This is a genomic window from Nocardioides humi (assembly GCF_006494775.1).
In the GTDB taxonomy this organism is placed as follows: Bacteria; Actinomycetota; Actinomycetes; order Propionibacteriales; family Nocardioidaceae; genus Nocardioides; species Nocardioides humi.
Map to the genome: position 1 here is coordinate 3,883,121 of NZ_CP041146.1, position 18,555 is coordinate 3,901,675.

Consider the following 18,555-nt stretch of genomic DNA (forward strand, 5'->3'; position numbering starts at 1 on the left):
CCATGAAGGCACTCCTGCGCGTGTTCCTGCCCCTCCTGCTCCTGCTCGTCGCGAGCGGACTCGTCGTAGCGCCGGCCGAGGCCGAGGCCGATCCGGTGACGGTGCTGAGCACCTCCGACGGGCCCGTCATCGTGTTCGACGTCGCGACCGCACCCGACGGTACGCCGCGGCTGGCGCTGGTCCAGGACGAGCAGGCGCATGCGCCGGCCGAGGTCCTCCTCGCGCTCGGGGAGGCCCTCGGCAACGGGGTGCCGCTCGGATGGAGCACGCACCGGGCGCCCGACGCGGCGCCCGGTGCGGCCCTCACCATCGACCTGGCGGTCACCGGACCCGGCGCGGTGGTCGTCCAGGACGCCGACCCCGACGGGAGACTGACCCTCGCGCCGGACAGCGAGGGCTGGCCGCTGTGGTCGTTCTCCGAGCCCGGCCGGTACGTCGTGGACGCGACCCTCGCCGGCGTGACGACGCGCTACCTGCTCGACGTACCGGCACCTGCGGAGGAGCCCGTCGAGCCCCCGCCCGTCGAGCCCCCGCCCGTCGAGCCGGAGCCGGTCGAGCCGGAGCCCACCGACGTGCCGCCCGCACCTCCGGTGACTCTGGCGGTGCAGGAGGACGACTGCGCGGTCCCGGGCCTGCCCGCGGGCGCGGTGCGGGTCAGCGCGGGCCACTTCGACTACGGCGTCCAGGTCGCCGGCGGCCAGGCCGTCTCCCGGGTCAAGGACGACCGCACCTCGCCCGCGACCTGGCGGGACCCGGCGACGATGCTGTTCGAGGTCGGCGAGCCGGCCCGCCAGCAGGTGCCGGACAATCCCGCCCTCGCGTTCCTGGGGACCGCCGGCAGCACCATCTGGACCATCGGCCAGGTCCAGGCCGACGGCGTGCCGTGGCTCGGCTGGAACACCCAGCACGAGAGCGCGATCGCGAACATCCAGGGCGGTACGACCTGGCGCCTGGACTCCGTCGAGGGTCCCGGCCGGCTGTTCGTCTACCAGACCGGCTCGTTCGGCTCGATCTCGCCGGTGCTGGGCACCGCCGACGGCTGGCCGCGCAGCACCGTCATCCCCGCCAACACCCACGCCCACGGCAACTGGTCCTTCACCGAGCCGGGGGTGTACCGGGTACGGACGACCCACCTGGCCCGGCTGACCTCCGGGCAGGACGTGACCAGCACCGGCACGCTGACCTTCCGGGTCGGGCCCTGCGCACAGCAGGCGCCGGGACCGGCGGACGGCGCCGGCGCCGGCGACAGCGGCAGCGGCGGCAAGGGCGGCGGCAAGACCAAGGGGGAGAAGCAGGAGAAGCAGACCGCGGAGACAGGCGCCGACGCGCCGGCACCTGTTCCCGCCCGCGAGCCCTCGGCCTGCGTCCCGGCTCCCCGCGGCCAGGGCGGCGCGAGCCCGTCCGGCTCCTCCGGCTCGGCCGACCCCGCCACACCGACCACGCCCCAGGCCGCGCAGACCGCGGTCAGCGACGGCCATTTCGACTTCGGCTCGGTCATCGAGGGCACCGCCCTGCAGGCCCGGGTGAAGGACGACCGCACCCAGCCGCCGAGCTGGGTGGAGCCGGAGTCGCTGAGGTTCGTGCTCGGGAAGGCCGCCGAGCAGCAGGTCCCCGCCGGCTCGGCGTACTCCTTCCTCGGTGAGCCGGGCGCCCCGATCTGGCTGATCCCGCAGACCCAGGTCAGCGGCGTGCCCTGGCTGGGCTGGAACACCCAGCACGAGACCGTCCGGCAGCAGGTCAGCGGCTCGGTGCGCTACCGGCTCGACGGCGTCAGCGGGCCCGGCGAGCTGGCGGTCTACCTCACCGACTCCTTCGGTGGGGTCGGGCAGAAGGTGTTCGGCAACGCGACCGGCTTCCCGCGCTCCTTCGACGTCCCGCTCAACGTGCACGCCCACGGCAACTGGGTCTTCACCGCGCCGGGCACCTACCAGGTCACCATCACCCAGTCCGCCACGCTCACCGGCGGGAGATCCGTCTCCGACCAGGCCACGCTGACCTTCGTCGTCGGCGGATCGGGCAGCGGCGGCGGGGGCCGGAGCGTCGGCCTGACCGTCCCCCTCGCCCTGCCGGTGGCGACGACCCGCGACTGCGTCATCCCCGCCACCGGCGCCGACGACAGCCTCACCCTGCTGCTGCCGCTCGGCGTCACGCTGGTGGCGGCCGGCGCGGCCGTGCTCGGCGTACGCCGCCGGGCGATCCGCCGCCTCACCCATGTCTAGGGCGTGTCTCCCTAGGCGGATCGCGGGCGGCGCGGCGCTGGCGGTGCTCCTGACCGCCTGCGCCGCGCCGCCCACCCTCTCGGAGCACGACGGCCGGCTCCAGGTGATCACCACCACCGGGCTGATCGCCGACCTGGTCCGCAATGTCGGCGGCGACGACGTGAACGTCGTGTCGCTGGTGCCGGACGGCGCGGACCCGCACAGCTACGAGCCGAGCCTGCGCCGCGCGCGCGACGTGGTCTACGCCGACGTCGCCTTCAGCAACTACCTGCTGCTGGAGGAGCACAGCGTGATCAAGGTGCTCGACGCCAACCTGCCCGACGACGCCGTGAGCATCTCGCTCGCCGAGGACGCGGTGAAGTACGCCGCCGAGATCATCCCGCTCGTCGAGAAGGTCAACCTCGACACGATCTGGCTGGGGCTGCGGGTCCACGGCCGCGGCGAGCAGTACGGCGCCACCCGGACCTCCGACGTCCTCCTCTCCGCGACCGGCATGACCGGCCCGGGCCGGATGGTCGGCTACCTGACCGGCTCCTTCGGCGACCCGGAGGTCTACTTCGACAGCGAGGACGGCTTCGAGGCCACCGACGGCTACCGCGACGACACCGCCGTCCTCCCCGCGGACGCGCACACCCACATGTCCTGGTCCTTCTCCGAGCCCGGCGTCTACACGGTCGACTTCGCCGCACGGCTGCAGGTGGACAGCGCGTCGAGGTCGGTGCCGATCGGGACCACGACGGTGACCTTCGCCGTCGGCGTGCCGCCCGCCGAGGCGGGCGAGGGCCGGCCGCTGGACCGCGGCCACGCGGACGTCACCGTCGACCTCGACGGCGGCGACCTCGACATCCGCTACGACCCCGAGGGCGGCGGCGAGCACAGCCAGGAGGAGCTCGACCCGGCGGCGGTCGTGGTCGACGTACCCGCGAAGGCGCTGGTCGAGATCCCCGGCGACGAGCGGCTCGGCTTCCTCGGCCGGCCCGGGACGCCGGTCTACCAGCTGCCGCAGGCCGTGCTCGGCAAGCACGTGCACGGCGAGATCGACCCGCACCTGTGGCAGGACGTCGGCAACGTGATGGCCTACGCCGAGCTGATCCGCGACACCCTGATCGACGCCGACCCCGAGCACGCGCTGGCCTACCGGAAGCGGGCCGACGCCTATCTCGCGGAGCTGGAGCGGCTCGACGCCTACGTCCGCGACACCCTCGCCGAGGTGCCGGAGAGCCGCCGCTACCTGGTGACCACCCACGACGCGTTCGGCTATCTCGCCCACGCCTACGGCCTCCAGGTCGCCGGGTTCGTCACCCCCAACCCGGCCACGGAGCCGTCGCTCGCCGACCGCCGCAAGCTCGTCGGGACCATCCGCACCCTCGGGGTGCCGGCGGTCTTCCTCGAGCCGAACCTGCGGGCCCGGTCGTCGGTGCTCACCCAGGTCGCCGAGGAGGAGGGCGTCGAGGTCTGCGCGATCTACGGCGACGCCTTCGACGACCGGGTGCACAGCTATGTCCAGATGATGCGCTTCAACGCAGAGGAGATCCGCACGTGCTTGTCCTGAAGAGGCCCGTCCTGAACCGGTGGCGGGCCGTCGCGCTGGCCGCGCTGCCCCTGCTGCTCGTCCCGGCCGCCGCGGCCGCCCCCGGCGACCCCACCCCGACCGTGCCACCGGGCGACGGCGCCCTGCAGCAGACGATCGACCCCGACCAGGAGGTCGCGACCGACGACGTCGTGCTGGAGCAGGGCCACGTCGACCTCGGCCCACGCGATGTGGACGGCGAGTGGGTGCTGATGGTCCACGACGACACGCAGCTGGCCGGGTCCGTGTGGCGTCCCCTCGAGCACGCGGTGATCCGGGTGCGCGACGCCGGCATCCAGCAGGTGCCTGACGACCCGGCGTACTCCTTCCTGGGCGTCGACCCCGGCACCGGCGTGCACGTCGTGCCACAGACCCAGAACCCCGACGTGGTCTGGCTCGGCTGGAACACCCAGGACCCGTCGGTGCTGGAGAGCGTGGACCGCGGCGTCACCCTGACCCTGCGCGGCGTGGACGGTCCCGGCCACCTCGTCGTCTACCTCCAGGACGGCGGCTTCGGCGAGCCCGACGTGCTCTGGGACTCAAGAGATCTTGTGGCGCGCGACAGCACGGGCCAGCGGCTGTGGGTCGACGTCAACACCCACACCCACGCCAACTGGGTGTTCAGTGCGCCCGGCACCTACCTCGTGTCGATCGCCGCCACCGCGACCCTCGTCGACGGCACCGAGCAGACCACCGCCGGCACCCTCCGGCTGGCCGTCGGCGACGCCGCCGACCCGGAGCAGGCCCGCCACGCCGAGGCGAGCGCCCCGGCCACGCCGGACGCGGGCGCCGCGGAGGACGCCGGGGAGGACCCCGAGGCGGCCGAGTCCGCCGAGGACGGTACGCCGGCCTGGCTGTGGGCCGTCGGGGCGGGCGCGGTCGTCCTGGCCGGCGTGCTGCTGGCCGTGGTCGCGCGCGGTCGTCGTACCCGGGCCCGGGCGCTGGTGGACGAGGGGACCGAGGTATGAGCGCCGGCCTGCAGGTGCGCGGCCTCGATGTCGATCTCGGCGGCCGGCCGGTGCTGCGCGGCGTCGACCTCGACCTCGCACCCGGCGAGCTGGTCGGCCTGATCGGCCCCAACGGCGCGGGGAAGACCACCCTGCTGCGGAGCATCCTCGGCCTGACCCGGGTCCGGTCGGGACAGGTCGCGGTCGGCGGCCGGCCGGTGCGCCGCAGGCGCGGCGACATCGGCTACGTCCCCCAGCGCCACGAGTTCGCCTGGGACTTCCCGATCTCGGTCGAGCAGGTCGTGCTCACCGGCCGGGTCGGCGGGCTGCGCCCCGGCCGCGGGCCCCGCGTCGACGACTGGAGGGCGGTCGACCGGGCGCTGGGACTGGTCGCCATGGCCGACCTCCGCCGCCGCCCGGTCGGTGAGCTCTCCGGGGGGCAGCGGCAGCGGGTGCTGGTGGCCCGGGCGCTCGCGCTCGACCCCTCGGTGCTGCTGCTCGACGAGCCGTTCACCGGCCTGGACCTGCCGACCCAGGAGTCGCTGCTCGCGATGTTCACCGACCTCGCCGACGGAGCGAGCGGGGAGGCCCGCGCGGTACTGATGACGACCCACGACATCGCCTCCGCCCTCTTCGCCTGCGGCCGCGTCGTCCTGCTCAACCGGACGGTCGTCGCGACCGGCACCGCCGGCGAGCTGCGCGCCCGGCCCGAGGCGTGGACGGAGACCTTCGGCGTCGGGATCGACAGCCCGTTCCTGCGGGTGCTCGACGCGGGGGTGCTGACGTGAGCCCGCTCGACTTCCTCGCCGACCTGACCAACCCCGACCTGCGGTTCCTCCCCAAGGCGCTGGCCGTCGCCGTGATGTCGTCGCTCGTGTGCGGCGTCGTCGGCTGCTATGTCGTCCTGCGCGGCATGGCGTTCATCGGCGACGCCGTCGCCCACGCGGTCTTCCCCGGCCTCGCCGTCGCGTTCGTGGTCTCGGGCAACCTGATCGTCGGCGGGACCGTCGCCGGCGTCCTCACCGCCGTGCTGATCGCGGTGTTCAGCCAGGGCCGGCGGCTCAAGGAGGACTCCGTGATCGGCATCTTCTTCGTCGCCGCCTTCGCGCTCGGCGTCGTGATCATCTCCCGCGCGCCCGGGTACGCCGGCTCGCTCCAGCAGTTCCTGTTCGGCTCCATCGCCGGGGTGCCCGACCGCGACCTCGCCGTGATCGCGGTGACGGGCCTGGTGGTCCTGACCGTGCTGTTCCTGCTCCACCACGGGCTGGTCGCGGTCACGCTCGACCGGGAGATGGCCCGCGCGCTCGGCCTGCGCGTCTTCCTCCACGACCTGGTCCTCTACGTCCTGGTCACCCTGGCCGTGGTGATCTCGGTGCAGACCATCGGCAACGTCCTGGTCCTCGCCCTGCTGGTGGCGCCGGCCGCGACCGCCCGGCTGCTGACCGACCGGCTGGGGGTGATGATGGCGCTCGCGCCGCTGATCGGGACCACCGGCGCGGTGCTCGGCCTCTACGTGTCGTGGTCGTGGGACCTGCCGGTCGGCGGCACCGTCGTGCTGGTCCTGGCGGCCTGCTTCCTCCTCGCCTGGCTCGCGGCTCCGCGGCACGGCGTCCTGGCCGCCCTCCGGCGGATCGGGGCCTCCGGGGGTGAGGCCGCGGCGTACCCCGGGTGAAATCTCGGGTGAAGCGTCCGGGCCTCGAGGTCAGGATCGGGGCTGACGACGCTCGGGTGCCCTCGCGCGCGAGGGCACAATGAGCCGACGAGACGACCACTCGGAGGGGGCGGGCGACGATGAGCAGCGAGCAGGTGACGGCCGCGGCCCGGATCCCGGGTGTCGTCGACCGGCCCCGGCTGCACCGCCTCCTCGACGCGCCGGATCCGCAGATCTGCGTGCTGCTCGGCCCGAGCGGGATCGGCAAGACGACGCTGCTGCGCAGCTGGGCGCTGCAGCGGGAGTCCGACGAGCCGTTGATCTGGATCAGCCTGGAGTCCGGCATCGCCAGCAGGTCGGCGTTCTGGCAGCAGGTCGTCAGCAGCGCCCGGCGGCTCGCCGACCTCTCGGCGGACGAGGCGAGCCGGCTCGGTACGGCGCCCGACCCGGCCGCGGTCGCCGTCCGGATCCTCGCCGCGGCGGGCCCGGTGACGGTCGTGCTGGACGCCTACGAGCACCTCGGCGACATCGCCGCCGAGGTCGACGCGGACGTGCTCCGGGTCGTCAGCCAGGCCCCGCGGCTGCGGGTGCTGGTCGCGACGCGCGGCAACACCACCCTCGCCGCAGACGCCCACCAGCTGCGCGGGCTCGCGCACGTCGTCGACAGCCGGGCGCTCGCGCTGACGACCGACGAGATCGCCGAGCTCGTCGTCACCCATCTCGGCCGGGAGGACCGGGGCCTCGCCGCGTCGATCGGCCGCGGCACGCGCGGCTACGCGCTGGCGGTGCGGGCGGCGGTGCTGGCGCTCGCGCGCCTCGGCGAGGCGCCCCGCATCGGCTCGGTCGAGTGGGAGACGGCCGTTGCCTCGGACCTGGCCTCGCTGCTGCCCGACGAGGCGGCGGCCGAGTTCCTGGTGGCGACCAGCGTGGCGCCGTACTTCGACGCTCCCCTCGCCGAGCGGCTGACCCGGCACCCGGACGTCCCGGGCCTGCTCTCCTTCCTGGAGCGCAACGGGTTCGGGCGGTGGGTGCCCTACGCCCGCGGCCGGTCGGTCTTCCAGTACGTCGAGTCGATCCGCGACTCCTTCCGCGCCCGGGCCGCGGCCGACGGGAGCGCCCTCCGGGCGGCCTCGGCCACCGTGGCCGCCTGGCTGTTCGACAACGAGGACTACGACCACTCGCTGCGCTACGCCATCGACGCCGAGGACTACGCCTTCGCCGAGCGGGTCTTCCTGCACCTCCTCGTCACGGACCCCTCGAGCTACATCTCCGACCGCTTCCTCGGCTCGCTCCACGGCCTCTCCGCGGCGACCCAGGAGGAGCATCCGCTGCTGGCGTTCGCCCTCGGTCTGGCCCTCGCGTGCAGCCCGGTGCTGAGGTCCGACGCGGTGGGTCCGTTCCGGCGCGTGCTGGACTCGCCGGTGCAGCCGTCGTACTTCGAGCCGGCGTTCGACCGCTTCGCCGACGAGAGCCTGCGGGCGGTGGCGTGGCGGCTGGTCTTCCGCTTCCGCGAGTCGGCCGAGGCCAGCGCGAAGGCCGTGCAGCTCGCCGAGGAGCTCGACCCGGACCTGCGCACGCAGCTCGGTGACTTCGTCGCGACCATCCTGCGCCAGCTCAGCTACTCGCTGCTCCAGGGCGGCCGGTACGACGAGGCGCTGAGCACGATGACCCGCTCGGCGTCGCTGTGCACGAGCCAGACGTCGCGCAACTACTCGGTCGCCTACGCCGCCGGCACCTTCGCCTTCCTGGGCGACGTCGCGAAGGCGCGGGCCACGCAGGTCACCATCGACTACGGCGTGTGGCCCGACGTGTTCCGGCAGTCCTACATGAACGCCTTCGGCCTGCTCGCCGAGGGCTACGCCCTCCTCGACGACCTCGACTTCGCCGGCGCGGTGGGGCTCTTCGGCGAGACGGCGTCGTACACCCAGACCGCGGAGTTCTGGCCCTTCCTGACCGCGATCCCGATGGCGGCGCGGCTGGGCCTCGGGCAGGCGCGGGCCGAGGCGGAGCGGATCGCGCGGGAGCTGGCCGCGCCCTTCCCGCCGCCCGGCTTCGGCGACAACGTCGCCAGCGAGCACCTCTGCGGGGTGCTGGCCCTGCTGTGGCTCGCCGCCGGCGACCTCGCCGCCGCCCGCGCGGTGATCGAGAGCCAGCCGGCGGACAGCCCGCACCTGTCGCCCGCGCGCCTCGCCGCGCTGCTCCACGCCGGGCACTACCGCGAGGCCCTGCGCTGCGCCGCCACCGAGCTCGCGCTGCCGGGGCACACGGTCCGCACGCGCGCGGCGACGCAGACGCTGGCCGCGGCCGCCGCGCTGCGCCAGGGCGACGAGGCCGAGGCGCTCGTCCTGCTGCAGGGCGCCGCCATCGCCTACGAGACCTACGGCGTGCGCTCGCACCTGACCTACCTCTCCGACCACGACCACCAGGCGCTGGTCCGCTTCGCCGGCCGGGTCGGGCCGGCCGGCCTGGCGGCGTACGTCGACGTCGGCCTGCCGCGGACGGCCGCCACCACGACCCGGACGCCGACCCTCACCTCCCGCGAGCGGGCGGTGCTGCAGGCCCTGGCCGTGCACGGGTCGACCCGGGCGGCGGCGGAGGTCCTCTACGTGTCCCCGAACACGGTGAAGACCCAGCTCCGCTCGGTCTACCGCAAGCTGGGCGTCTCCTCGCGCGAGGCGGCGCTGAGCATCGCCGGTCAGATGGGTCTGCTCGATCCGAGCGGCTCCGGCCCCGGCCCGGGAACCGGTCCCGGCGCCGGCCCGGGCGCCGGCCCGGGCACCGGCCCGGGCAGCGGCCCGGGCACCGGCTCCGGGCAGTGAGAATGATGTTCATTTCTGGGGATCCGGGCTAGTCTTCCCGCGATGACGACGCCGACCTCGCCGCCCACGTCGCCCCGGGCCGGCGCCGATCTGCAGGTGTGGCTGGTCCTGGGCGTGCTGGTGGCGGCGGTCCCCGTCCAGCGCCTGCTCGGCGACCACCTCGGGGGCGCGGCGTTCCAGACCTGGTCCACCGTCTTCCTCGCCATCGTCGTCCAGTCGATCCCGTTCCTCGTGCTCGGGGTGGCGCTGTCCGGGCTGATCTCGGCGCTGCTGTCGGAGAAGCTGGTGTCGCGGGTGCTGCCGCGGAACCCGGCGCTGGCGGTCCCGGTGGCCGGCCTGGCCGGGATCGGGCTGCCCACGTGCGAGTGCGCCGCCGTCCCCGTCGCCTCGGGGCTCGCCCGGCGCGGCGTACCGGCGCCGATCGCGCTGACCTTCCTGCTCGCCGCCCCGCGATCAACCCGGCCGTGATCATCTCGACGGCCGTCGCCTTCCAGGGCCGCACCGACATGGTCCTCGCCCGTTTCGTCGCCTCGCTGCTGGTGGCCGTCGTCATCGGCTGGATCTACGTCTTCGTCGCCGGGCGGCTGCCCGGTCGGCTGCCGGCCCTGCGCCTGCCCCGGATCAGCGAGATCCAGCACACCCACGGCGGCGACACCCGGTGGGGCCGCTTCGTCGGCGCGGCCTGGCACGACCTGCTGCCGGCCGGCGGCTTCCTGGTCATCGGCGCCGTCGTCGCGGCCACCGTCAACGTGCTGGTCCCGGTGCACGTCGTCGAGTCCGTCGCGGGGAACTGGCTGCTCGGCATCCTGGTGCTCGCCGCCTTCGCCTTCCTGGTCGCGCTGTGCTCCGAGGCGGACGCCTTCGTGGCGGTGAGCCTCACGGCGTTCTCCGACACCGCCAAGCTGGTCTTCCTCGTCGTGGGGCCGGTCATGGACATCAAGCTCGCCGCGATGGAGGCGGGACAGTTCGGCCGCCGCTTCGCCGTCCAGTTCGTGCCGCTGGTGCTCGTGGTCGCGACTGTCATCGCGGTCGTGGTGGGAGGGGTGCTGCTGTGAACCGCAACGCCCAGTCCGTCGTCCTCGCCGCGCTCGGCGCCGTCGCCCTCCGGGTGGGGGTCACCGACGAGTACGCCCGCTACGTCAACGACTGGATGAAGTGGCCCCTCGTCGTCAGCGGCGTCGCCATGGTCGGCCTGGCCTTCCTCGCCGTCTTCAGCCGCCGCCACGACGAGCACGAGTCGTCCCCCGCGGTGTGGGCGCTGCTGCTGCCGATCGTCATCGCCTTCGTCGTCCAGCCGCCCGCGCTCGGCGCCTATGTCGCGGAGCGCCGCGCCAACGACGTCACCGCGGTGAAGTACGACAAGGCGGCGGTCGCGCCGCTGCCCGAGGGCCAGGTCAGCGACGTGCTGGTCTCGGAGTTCGTCGCCTACGCCTCGGCGTACGGCGAGGTGCTGACCGGTCACCAGGTGCGACTGCTCGGCTTCGTCACCCACGACGAGGACGGCTGGTACGTCACCCGGCTCTCCATCAGCTGCTGTGCCGCGGACGCGCTCGCCTTCCGGGTCCGGGTCGACGACGCCGCCGTGTCTGCCGACGCTCCCGCCGACGAGCAGTGGGTCGAGGTGGTCGGCAGCTGGGTGGAGGGCACCGGCGAGGGCCTCGGCGCCGAGGACGCGCCGATCATCGCCGCCACCGAGGTCACGCCGACGAGCCCGCCGAAGCGGCCCTATGAGTGAGCGGTCCCCGCTGCTCCCGCGCCTCGGTCTCGGGCTGGTCCTGGTCGTGGTGCTCGTGGTGACCCTCTTCCTCGGCCGGGGCGGCGACGACCCTGCGGACGGCGGGCCCGCCGGTCCGCCCGATCAGTCGGGTTCTCCCGGTCCGTCCGCCCCGACCACCGTGCCGAGCGACGAGGAGTTCTGCGACGCCTACCGCGTCCTGGCGGCCGCCCAGAGCCAGTACGCCGCCCAGCCCGACTCCGCCGCCGAGGCGCTGCGCCGGGCCGCCGACGACCTGATCGACGGCGGCGTCCCCGACTCGATGAGCGCCCTCGTGCGCACGGGCTACTACGTCGAGATCTCCGGCGTCTACGGCTCGCTCGGCGACGAGCTCGACCGGAGCGCCGTACCCGGTGCCCTCGAGGACGACGGCACCGGCACCTCCATCTCGGGCACGGTCGGCGCCTTCGGCGGCTGGCTCGCTCAGTACTGCCCCGCGCGCTGAGGGCGCCCGACGGTCGAGCGCTGGACCCGGCTGAACGGCGCGGCCAGTACGGCGCCCAGCAGGCCGCCGAGACCGTTGTGCACGACGTCCGCCAGCGACGGCACCCGGGTGGGGAGGAACTGCTGCTGCGCCAGCTCGATGCACGCCGACGCGAGCACGGCCAGCACCGCCGCGAGCAGCGGCCGGCCGAGGACGACGGCGAGCAGGAAGCCCGCCGGCACGAACAGCGCGACATTGGCCAGCACCTCCGTCTCGCTCCACTCCAGCCGCCCGTCGCTCGCCCGACGGGCCAGCACGTCGGCGACGTGGAATGCCCACCGCCCGGCCGACGGGTCGGCCAGGGTGAGCCGGGCGACGAAGACGGAGTAGCAGGCCAGGAGGACGGCGGCGACGGGACGGCGGATCATGCTCTCGACGCTAGGTCGCGCCGCGCCGCCACCCCTCCTCCTCGGGTGCCGACGTGCGGTACCCGAGGACCGGGCTCAGCCCTGGCGGCCCTTCATCCGCGGGTTCTGCTTGTTGATCACGTAGATCCGCCCACGGCGGCGGACCACCTGGGCGCCCGGCTGGTTCTTCAGCGAGCGGATCGAGTTGCGGACCTTCATCGGCTCCTCCCTCCCGTGGGTCGTCCGGTCGCGGGGTCGACGAGGCCGGCCCGGACGGCGGCGACCAGCCGGCGCGGCACCCGGAACCGCTCGCCGGCGACCGTCACCGGCACCAGGTCGGGCGCGGCGGCCTTCCACTGGGACCGGCGGTGCCGGGTGTTGCTGCGCGAGGTACGACGCTTCGGGACCGCCATCAGGCCACCTCCCGGATCGGGCCCAGCCAGGGCTCGAAGCCGTCCTCGGCGACCGACCAGGAGCCGCGCTCGTCCTCGGCGACCAGCAGGCCCGCGAAGGCCTCGCGCAGGTGGGCGGGCGCGACGCCGACGCCGGTCAGCACGATCCGGGTGAACGGCGTACGACGGGCCCAGCCGGCGTGGTCGCCGATGCTGAGCTGGCCGCCGGCGCCGTCCCACTCCAGGGCCCGGCCGGGGCGGCTGGGCAGCCAGAAGCAGCCGCGGGAGCGGTGCGCTCCGGCGCCGAGCGACTCCAGCGAGTCCAGCAGCCGGTCGGGGTGGAACGGCCGGAGCGACTGCAGGTCCAGCCGCCAGACGCCCTCGGCGCGGACGTCGGGCAGCGCGTCGGTGCGGACCGGGCTGGTCCACGCGTCGGTCCGGGTGTGCTGGTGCAGCCGCCCGGTCAGGACGTCGCCCCCGAGCCCGTGACCGCCCTCGACCACGGTGGCGTCGGGCCGGGCCAGCGCCGTCACCAGGCCGCGGGCGACCGGGTCGACGGTGTCGTCGAAGGCCACCACGTCGGCGTACTCCACCATCGCGGCGAGCACCTCCCCGACTCCGCGGCGGTCGTCCTGGGCGCAGTGGTGGCCGCGGTCGGCGAGCAGGTCGTCGCCGAGCAGGTCGCGCACGGGATGCCGGGCGCCGACGGCGGTGACGACCGCCGAGACCCGCAGGAACCGGGCCAGCCGGGTGTCCCAGGTCAGCACCGAGCACAGGTGCGCGGCCTCGGCGCCGACCGGCAGGTGCGCGACGATGCTCTGCCAGCGGCCGTCGCGGGCCAGCCGCTCGAGCGTCGGGAGGATGTCCTCGCGGATCGCGCAGCTCACGCAGGCGTGCTCGAGCAGCGTCTCGTGGGTCTCGACGACGCCGGTGAGATCGCTGACCGTCCGGGTGAGCAGGCCGCGCTCGGGGTCGATGGCGTGCCGGACGGCGACCGCGCCGGGGAGGTCGAACTGCAGCCCGACCATGGTCGCGGCCATCGCGTCGGGGTCGACGCCGGAGAGCAGGACGACGGGCACCCTCATCGCGCGCCCTCCTCGCCGCTCTTCTCGCCGCTCGGCCGGCCGGGCCGGCCGTAGCGCCGCTCGAACGCCTCGACCCGGCCCTCGCTGTCGAGGACCCGGCCTCGGCCGGTCCAGAACGGGTGGCTGTGCACGCTGACGTCGACGTCCACCACCGGGTAGGAGCGACCGTCGATCTCGACGGTCGCCTCGGCGCGCGCCACGAGCGTCGACCGGGTGAGCACGACATCGCCGGTCGCGCGGTCGCGGAACGCGACCGGTCCGTAGTCGGGATGGATTCCTGGCTTCACGGTGTTGCCCTTCGCATGATTAGAATGAGAATCGTTCTCAATCATGCCACATCATCCACCGGAAGGAGAAGGCGATGTCACGCGTCTGCCAGGTGACCGGCACCGCGCCGGCCTTCGGCAACAACGTCTCGCACTCGCACCGTCGTACCCGACGGCGCTTCGACGTCAACATCCAGCGCAAGAGGTACTGGGTGCCGTCGCTGGGGCGGCACGTCACGCTGCGGGTCTCCGCCCGCGGCATCAAGACCATCGACCAGCGGGGCATCGAGTCGGTCGTGGCCGAGCTCCGCGCACGAGGAGAGAGGCTCTGATGGCCAAGAAGGGCTCCGACGTCCGGCCGATCATCAAGCTCCGCTCGACGGCGGGCACCGGCTACACCTACGTGACCAGGAAGAACCGCCGCAACGACCCCGACCGGATGACGCTGCGCAAGTACGACCCTGTCGTCCGCCGCCACGTCGACTTCCGCGAAGAGCGCTGAGGAGGCGCGGACATGGCGAAGCAGAGCAAGATCGCGGCCGAGGCCAAGCGCCGCGCCGTCGTCGAGCGGTACGCCGAGCGGCGGGCCGCGCTCAAGGAGCAGGTCCGCCGCGCCGAGCCCGGCTCGGCCGAGCTGGCCGAGGCGGTGCGGGCGCTGTCCCGGCTGCCGCGGGACGCCTCGCCGACCCGGCTGCGCAACCGCGACCAGGTCGACGGCCGGCCGCGCGGCTACCTGCGCAAGGCCGGGCTCTCGCGGATCCGGTTCCGCGAGATGGCGCACCGCGGCGAGCTGCCGGGGATCACCAAGTCCAGCTGGTGATCCCGGCCCGCTCGGGTCAGGGCTGCCACTGCGGGTCGCGGCCGGTCCAGGCGACCAGCCGGTCGTAGGCCGGCGCGTCGTCGGCGACCGGCACCACCGGGCCGAACGGGATCTCGCCGCCGCGCGGCTCGGCGGGCACCTTGTCGACGTACGCCGGCAGCGACCGCTCCGCCAGCGCCGGTCGAGCCGGTCGAGCCGACCGGTGGCGACGGCGAGATCCCAGGCGTGCACGGTCAGCTCGCCGACGTACGACGCCAGCGCGGCCGCACCGCTGACCTCGCCCCACGGCACCTGCACGGTCCGGGCGAGGACGATGTCGTCGGCGAGCACCTGCTCGGTGGCGGCGCGGCCCTCGGCCCAGCTGTCCGCCCAGGCGCCGGGCTCGACCTCGATCTCGCGGGGGACGGAGGAGAACGGCCGGCCGTCCAGCACCGCGCCGATCCGCCGGACGACGGCCTGGAGGTGGGCGACGAGCCGGGCGACGTCGTACTCCTCGCAGGGGGTGGGGAGCCCGATCTGCTCGGGCGTGACTCCGTTGATGAGGCTCTCGGCCTGGTCCAGCGCGTGGCCGAGCAGCGGGCGGGGGTCGAAGGTCGTGGACATGTGGCTCCTCCGTCGGTGGTGTGTGTGGCACCAGTCCAGCGCGTGAACCTGACGTCCTCTGTCAGGTTCACCTGCGATGCTCGTCCCATGCGCGCCGACCGCCTGCTCCGCCTGCTCGCGCTGCTGCAGCGGCACCGGCGGCTCACGGCGGCCCGGCTGGCGGCGGAGCTGGAGGTCAGCGAGCGCACCGTGCTGCGCGACATGGAGGCGCTGTCCGCGGCCGGGGTGCCGGTCTACACCGAGCAGGGCCGGGGCGGCGGCTGCGTGCTGCTGGAGGACTTCACCACCCGCGCCGCAGGCCTCACTCCGGTCGAGGCGCAGGCGCTGTTCGCCTGGTCGGCCCGCGAGTCGGTCGCCGAGCTGGGCCTGTCCGGCCCGCTCGCCTCGGGGCTGGCGAAGATCGCCGCCAGCGCCCCCACCACGGCGGTGGAGCGTGCCGAGGCGATGGGCACGGTCGTCCACTCCGACCGGCGGCGCTGGTTCTCGCCGGCCGACGACGTCCCATTGCTGCCGGTGCTGCGCGAGGCGACCACGCAGCGCCGGCGGCTGCGGGCGCGGTACACCTCGGCGGGCGCGGCCGCCCCGGCCACCCGGACGCTGCACCCGATCGGCCTGGTCGACCACTCCGGCCGCTGGTACCTCGTGGCCGAGCACCGCCGGCAGGTGCGCACCTACCGGGTCTCCCGGTTCGCCGCCGCCACCGTGCTGCCCACCCCGGTCGATCTCGCCGACCCCCGTCCCGTCGCCGAGATCTGGGCCGACCTGCGCGGCGGCTTCGAGCAGGAGAGCGCGCAGGTCACGGCCGTCGTCACCGCCCGCCGCGCGGCCGCGCCCCTGCTGCGCCGGCTGCTGCGGATGGGACTGGCTCCCGGCACCGACATCGAGGTCGTCGGTGACCCCGCCCCGACGGCACCGAGACCTGGCGGCTGCGGACCACCAAGCCGGACGTGCTCACCGCGATGGCGGTCGTCTACACGCCCGACCTCACCCTGCTCGAGCCGGTGGCGCTGCGGGAGGGACTGCGGCGGCAGGCGGAGCGGGCGCTGGCGCACTACCCGCCGGACTCGGGCGTCAGGCGCTGAGCCGGCGCAGGCGCTCCAGCCGCCGCAGCCCGACGCCGTCGGGTCCGGACGACGGCGCCAGGGCCGCCTCCAGCCGGGCCTGCGCGGCGCCGGCGTCCAGGCCGACCCCGATCGCGACCAGCTCGCTGCCGTCCGGGGCGGTGCGCAGGCCGGCGACGTGGACCTGCCCACCGACCAGGTTCACGACGTACCCCTTGACGGTCCGGCCGGTGTCGACCGCGACCGTGCCCTTCATCCGGTAGGCGCCGGCGGGCGGGTCGAGGAGCAGCTCGACGACCGCCCCGGGCGCGACCGGGCCCTCGGCGCGCACCGATGCGGAGGCGGCATGGGGGCCGTGGTCGTGGTGGTCCTGCGCCGCGCGCTCGGCCCGCAGCAGCGAGGCGAGGGGCAGCTGGTCGGGCGGGTCCTCGGCCATCGCGACGTCGTGGACCAGCGCCGGGTCGATCCGGCCGCGGGACGTGCGGACGACGTGGGCCGCCGGGTTGACCTCGCGCACCCGGGCCTCGATCGCGGCGAGGGTCGCCTCGCGGGAGTCCTCCGGCAGCAGGTCGACCTTGTTGAGGACGACCAGGGTCGCGACCGAGAACCGCGCGGGCGGCAGACCGCCGTCGTCGACGGTGCGGAAGTACTCCACGGCATCGACCACGTCGACCACCCCGCCCGGACGCACCCGCGGCGCGCCGCTGGCCGCGATCAGCTGCGCGAGCGCGCCCGGCTCCGCCAGCCCACTCGCCTCGACGACGACCGCGTCGAGCGCGAGCCGTGGCCGGGTCAACCGCTCCAGCGCGGCGTCCAGCCCCGACACGTCCTCGATGCAGCACAGGCACCCGCCCGCGATCGACACCGGCTCGTCGACCTGGCCGGCGACCAGGCCCGCGTCGACGTTGATCGCGCCGAAGTCGTTGACGATGACCCCGATCCGCGCGCCGGGCTGGCGCAGCAGCCGGTTGAGCAAGGTGGTCTTGCCGGCCCCCAGGTGCCCGGTCAGGGCGGTCACCGGCACGTGGGAGCTCACGACGCCCAGCCTAGTGTCCTGTCCGGTTGAAGCGCTGACATAGTCGGTGGTCCTGGTGCGTGTATCGCAAGGCGGCCGTGCGAGGGCATACCGGGTCGTCTGTCGAGCGCGGCCAACGCCGCGAGGTGCGTGCCAGGGCTGCCGAATATGGCGGCGAATCAGCCGGACAGGACACTAGGCGGAGTCTCCCTCGGGGCGCGTGGCAAGGTGTGCGCGTGAACAGCCACCGCGGGGCCGGACACGGTCACTCCCACCGGGCCGATCGCGACGTCGACGACCAGATCCGGATCGGTACGACGGCACGCATGCTGCTGCTCGCCGCACTCGCCCTCGCGCTGCTCGGCACCCTGGCCGGCCTCGCCATCTGGTGGCCGCCCGGCGACGCCGCCGCCCGCAGCGCCGAGGCCGGCGGCCCGGCCGCCCAGTTCGCGGCGCCCGGCGTGACCTTCCCCTCCGGCGAGGTGGTCGGCGTGGCCGAGCGGTGCGGCGGCATCGGCCTGCCCGACGGTTCGGGCTGCAGCACCCTCACCGTGAAGGTCGAGGGGGAGGGCGAGGTGGTCCGGCTCGACGTGCCCCCGGAGGTGATCGACTCCGGCATCAGCGCGGGCGACCGGGTCGAGCTGCTGCGCACCCCCGCCCCCGAGGACGCGCCGGAGCAGGGCGCGTCGTACTCCTACTTCGCCACCGAGCGCTACGGCACGCTGGTCTGGCTCGGGGTGCTCTTCGTCGCCGTCGTGCTCGCCGTGGCCCGCCTGCGCGGCCTGCTGGGACTGATCGGCCTGGCGTTCGGCGGCGTGGTCGTGTGGTGGTGGCTGCTGCCGGCGCTGCTGGACGGCGCACCCGGCGTCGGCGTCGCGCTCACGAGCGCCTCGGCGATCATGTTCGTCGTCCTCTACACGACCCACGGCTTCTCGCTGCGCACGAGCACCGCGCTCGCCGGGACGCTGCTCGGCATCGTGCTGACCGCCGGCATCGGCGTGCTCGCCATCGGGGACGCCCGGCTGACCGGCATCAGCGACGAGGGCGGCGCGATCCTCGCCTCCTTCGGCACCCTCGACTTCCAGGCGCTGCTCGGCTGCGCGCTCGTCATCGCCGGGCTCGGCGTACTCAACGACGTCACCATCACCCAGGCCTCCGCCGTCTGGGAGCTGCGCGCCGCCACCCCCGCCGCCTCCCGCACGGCCGTCTTCACCAGCGCCATGCGGATCGGCCGCGACCACATCGCCTCGACGATCTACACCATCGTGTTCGCGTACGTCGGCACCGCGCTGATCCTGCTCATGCTGCTGCGCGTCTACGATCGCCCGCTGCTCGAGCTGATCTCCACCGAGCAGCTCGCCGAGGAGGTCGTGCGCACCCTGGTCACCTCGGTCGGCCTGGTCCTCGCCGTCCCCGTCACCACCGCTCTCGCCGCCCTCATCGCCGCGCCGCGACCGGATGCCTCCCCTGCAGGAATCACCACTTAAGTGGTGATTCCTGCG

Annotated in this window: 19 protein-coding genes and 4 pseudogenes; 15 read left to right on the forward strand and 8 right to left on the reverse strand. The window is 74.4% G+C overall.

Features of this window, described 5'->3' with window-relative positions:
• The first annotated feature begins 2 nt into the window (after nucleotides 1–2).
• The 9 genes and pseudogenes from FIV44_RS18900 to FIV44_RS18940 all read left to right on the forward strand — a co-directional run bounded on the left by FIV44_RS18900 (nucleotide 3) and on the right by FIV44_RS18940 (nucleotide 11,425).
• Nucleotides 3–2,219 carry a TIGR03773 family transporter-associated surface protein gene (locus tag FIV44_RS18900; RefSeq protein WP_141005800.1) on the forward strand — a complete coding sequence of 739 codons (2,217 nt, stop codon included), beginning with the start codon at nucleotides 3–5 and terminating at the stop codon, nucleotides 2,217–2,219.
• Nucleotides 2,212–3,771: an anchored repeat ABC transporter, substrate-binding protein gene (locus tag FIV44_RS18905; protein ID WP_141005801.1), complete on the forward strand. Its 1,560-nt coding sequence runs from the start codon at nucleotides 2,212–2,214 to the stop codon at nucleotides 3,769–3,771. The genes FIV44_RS18900 and FIV44_RS18905 overlap by 8 nt, the downstream gene beginning before the upstream one ends.
• Nucleotides 3,759–4,757, forward strand: coding sequence for a choice-of-anchor M domain-containing protein (locus FIV44_RS18910; RefSeq protein WP_141005802.1), 999 nt, complete (start codon nucleotides 3,759–3,761; stop codon nucleotides 4,755–4,757). The genes FIV44_RS18905 and FIV44_RS18910 overlap by 13 nt, the downstream gene beginning before the upstream one ends.
• Nucleotides 4,754–5,524: an anchored repeat-type ABC transporter ATP-binding subunit gene (locus tag FIV44_RS18915; protein WP_141005803.1), complete on the forward strand. Its 771-nt coding sequence runs from the start codon at nucleotides 4,754–4,756 to the stop codon at nucleotides 5,522–5,524. The genes FIV44_RS18910 and FIV44_RS18915 overlap by 4 nt, the downstream gene beginning before the upstream one ends.
• Nucleotides 5,521–6,408, forward strand: a complete 888-nt coding sequence (locus tag FIV44_RS18920; protein ID WP_141005804.1) for an anchored repeat-type ABC transporter permease subunit — start codon at nucleotides 5,521–5,523, stop codon at nucleotides 6,406–6,408. The genes FIV44_RS18915 and FIV44_RS18920 overlap by 4 nt, the downstream gene beginning before the upstream one ends.
• Before the next feature lie 119 nt (nucleotides 6,409–6,527).
• On the forward strand, nucleotides 6,528–9,206 hold the full coding sequence (locus FIV44_RS18925; protein ID WP_141005805.1) for a helix-turn-helix transcriptional regulator: 2,679 nt from the start codon (nucleotides 6,528–6,530) through the stop codon (nucleotides 9,204–9,206).
• A 42-nt stretch (nucleotides 9,207–9,248) separates the two neighbouring features.
• Nucleotides 9,249–10,261 (forward strand): annotated as a pseudogene (locus tag FIV44_RS32385) (permease).
• Complete coding sequence (locus tag FIV44_RS18935; protein ID WP_141005806.1) at nucleotides 10,258–10,941, forward strand: TIGR03943 family putative permease subunit; 684 nt, start codon at nucleotides 10,258–10,260, stop codon at nucleotides 10,939–10,941. Before FIV44_RS32385 ends, FIV44_RS18935 begins: the two are co-directional and overlap by 4 nt.
• Nucleotides 10,934–11,425, forward strand: coding sequence for a hypothetical protein (locus FIV44_RS18940; RefSeq protein WP_141005807.1), 492 nt, complete (start codon nucleotides 10,934–10,936; stop codon nucleotides 11,423–11,425). Before FIV44_RS18935 ends, FIV44_RS18940 begins: the two co-directional genes overlap by 8 nt.
• Here the strand turns inward: FIV44_RS18940 and FIV44_RS18945 are convergent.
• The 5 genes from FIV44_RS18945 to FIV44_RS18965 all read right to left on the reverse strand — a co-directional run bounded on the left by FIV44_RS18945 (nucleotide 11,404) and on the right by FIV44_RS18965 (nucleotide 13,620).
• Entirely contained in the window at nucleotides 11,404–11,832 is a 429-nt protein-coding gene (locus FIV44_RS18945) for a VanZ family protein (protein WP_141005808.1), read from the reverse strand. The genes FIV44_RS18940 and FIV44_RS18945 overlap by 22 nt on opposite strands.
• 75 nt (nucleotides 11,833–11,907) lie before the next feature.
• Nucleotides 11,908–12,030 carry a type B 50S ribosomal protein L36 gene (gene ykgO / locus FIV44_RS18950; RefSeq protein ID WP_036549929.1) on the reverse strand — a complete coding sequence of 41 codons (123 nt, stop codon included), beginning with the start codon at nucleotides 12,028–12,030 and terminating at the stop codon, nucleotides 11,908–11,910.
• Nucleotides 12,027–12,224, reverse strand: coding sequence for a 50S ribosomal protein L32 (rpmF, locus tag FIV44_RS18955; RefSeq protein WP_141005809.1), 198 nt, complete (start codon nucleotides 12,222–12,224; stop codon nucleotides 12,027–12,029). The genes ykgO and rpmF overlap by 4 nt, the downstream gene beginning before the upstream one ends.
• Nucleotides 12,224–13,288: a CobW family GTP-binding protein gene (locus FIV44_RS18960; RefSeq protein WP_141005810.1), complete on the reverse strand. Its 1,065-nt coding sequence runs from the start codon at nucleotides 13,286–13,288 to the stop codon at nucleotides 12,224–12,226. The genes rpmF and FIV44_RS18960 overlap by 1 nt, the downstream gene beginning before the upstream one ends.
• Complete coding sequence (locus tag FIV44_RS18965) at nucleotides 13,285–13,620, reverse strand: type B 50S ribosomal protein L31 (protein WP_425465135.1); 336 nt, start codon at nucleotides 13,618–13,620, stop codon at nucleotides 13,285–13,287. Before FIV44_RS18965 ends, FIV44_RS18960 begins: the two co-directional genes overlap by 4 nt.
• Nucleotides 13,621–13,649: 29 nt before the next feature.
• Between FIV44_RS18965 and rpmB the strand changes: the two genes are divergently transcribed.
• Genes rpmB through rpsN form a run of 3 tightly spaced genes read left to right on the forward strand, consistent with a single transcriptional unit; the run spans nucleotide 13,650 to nucleotide 14,374 of the window.
• On the forward strand, nucleotides 13,650–13,886 hold the full coding sequence (rpmB, locus tag FIV44_RS18970) for a 50S ribosomal protein L28 (protein WP_141005811.1): 237 nt from the start codon (nucleotides 13,650–13,652) through the stop codon (nucleotides 13,884–13,886).
• Nucleotides 13,886–14,056 (forward strand): 50S ribosomal protein L33, encoded by a 171-nt coding sequence (rpmG, locus tag FIV44_RS18975; RefSeq protein WP_141005812.1) that lies wholly within the window; start codon nucleotides 13,886–13,888, stop codon nucleotides 14,054–14,056. The genes rpmB and rpmG overlap by 1 nt, the downstream gene beginning before the upstream one ends.
• Nucleotides 14,057–14,068: 12 nt before the next feature.
• A complete protein-coding gene (gene rpsN, locus FIV44_RS18980) occupies nucleotides 14,069–14,374 on the forward strand; it encodes a 30S ribosomal protein S14 (RefSeq protein ID WP_141005813.1) in 306 nt (101 codons plus the stop codon).
• Nucleotides 14,375–14,390: 16 nt separating this feature from the next.
• Here rpsN and FIV44_RS33285 read toward each other — a convergent pair whose 3' ends face one another.
• Both FIV44_RS33285 and FIV44_RS32390 read right to left on the reverse strand, forming a co-directional pair.
• The gene (locus FIV44_RS33285) at nucleotides 14,391–14,513 is read right to left on the reverse strand and encodes a hypothetical protein (protein ID WP_281285743.1); all 123 of its coding nucleotides are present in this window, start codon (nucleotides 14,511–14,513) and stop codon (nucleotides 14,391–14,393) included.
• 101 nt (nucleotides 14,514–14,614) lie between these two features.
• Nucleotides 14,615–14,977, reverse strand: a pseudogene (locus tag FIV44_RS32390) (maleylpyruvate isomerase N-terminal domain-containing protein); the annotation flags it as partial.
• 87 nt (nucleotides 14,978–15,064) lie between these two features.
• On the opposite strand from FIV44_RS32390, the pseudogene FIV44_RS34155 reads away from it, so the two are divergent.
• Both FIV44_RS34155 and FIV44_RS33290 read left to right on the forward strand, forming a co-directional pair.
• A pseudogene (locus FIV44_RS34155) lies at nucleotides 15,065–15,622 on the forward strand (helix-turn-helix transcriptional regulator); the annotation flags it as partial.
• 266 nt (nucleotides 15,623–15,888) lie between these two features.
• Nucleotides 15,889–16,059: pseudogene (locus tag FIV44_RS33290) on the forward strand (hypothetical protein); the annotation flags it as partial.
• Here FIV44_RS33290 and FIV44_RS19000 read toward each other — a convergent pair.
• Nucleotides 16,049–17,074 carry a CobW family GTP-binding protein gene (locus tag FIV44_RS19000; RefSeq protein ID WP_141005815.1) on the reverse strand — a complete coding sequence of 342 codons (1,026 nt, stop codon included), beginning with the start codon at nucleotides 17,072–17,074 and terminating at the stop codon, nucleotides 16,049–16,051. The pseudogene FIV44_RS33290 and the gene FIV44_RS19000 overlap by 11 nt on opposite strands.
• Nucleotides 17,075–17,289: 215 nt before the next feature.
• Between FIV44_RS19000 and FIV44_RS19005 the strand changes: the two genes are divergently transcribed.
• Nucleotides 17,290–18,540 carry a YibE/F family protein gene (locus FIV44_RS19005; protein WP_246086492.1) on the forward strand — a complete coding sequence of 417 codons (1,251 nt, stop codon included), beginning with the start codon at nucleotides 17,290–17,292 and terminating at the stop codon, nucleotides 18,538–18,540.
• Nucleotides 18,541–18,555 lie beyond the last annotated feature (15 nt).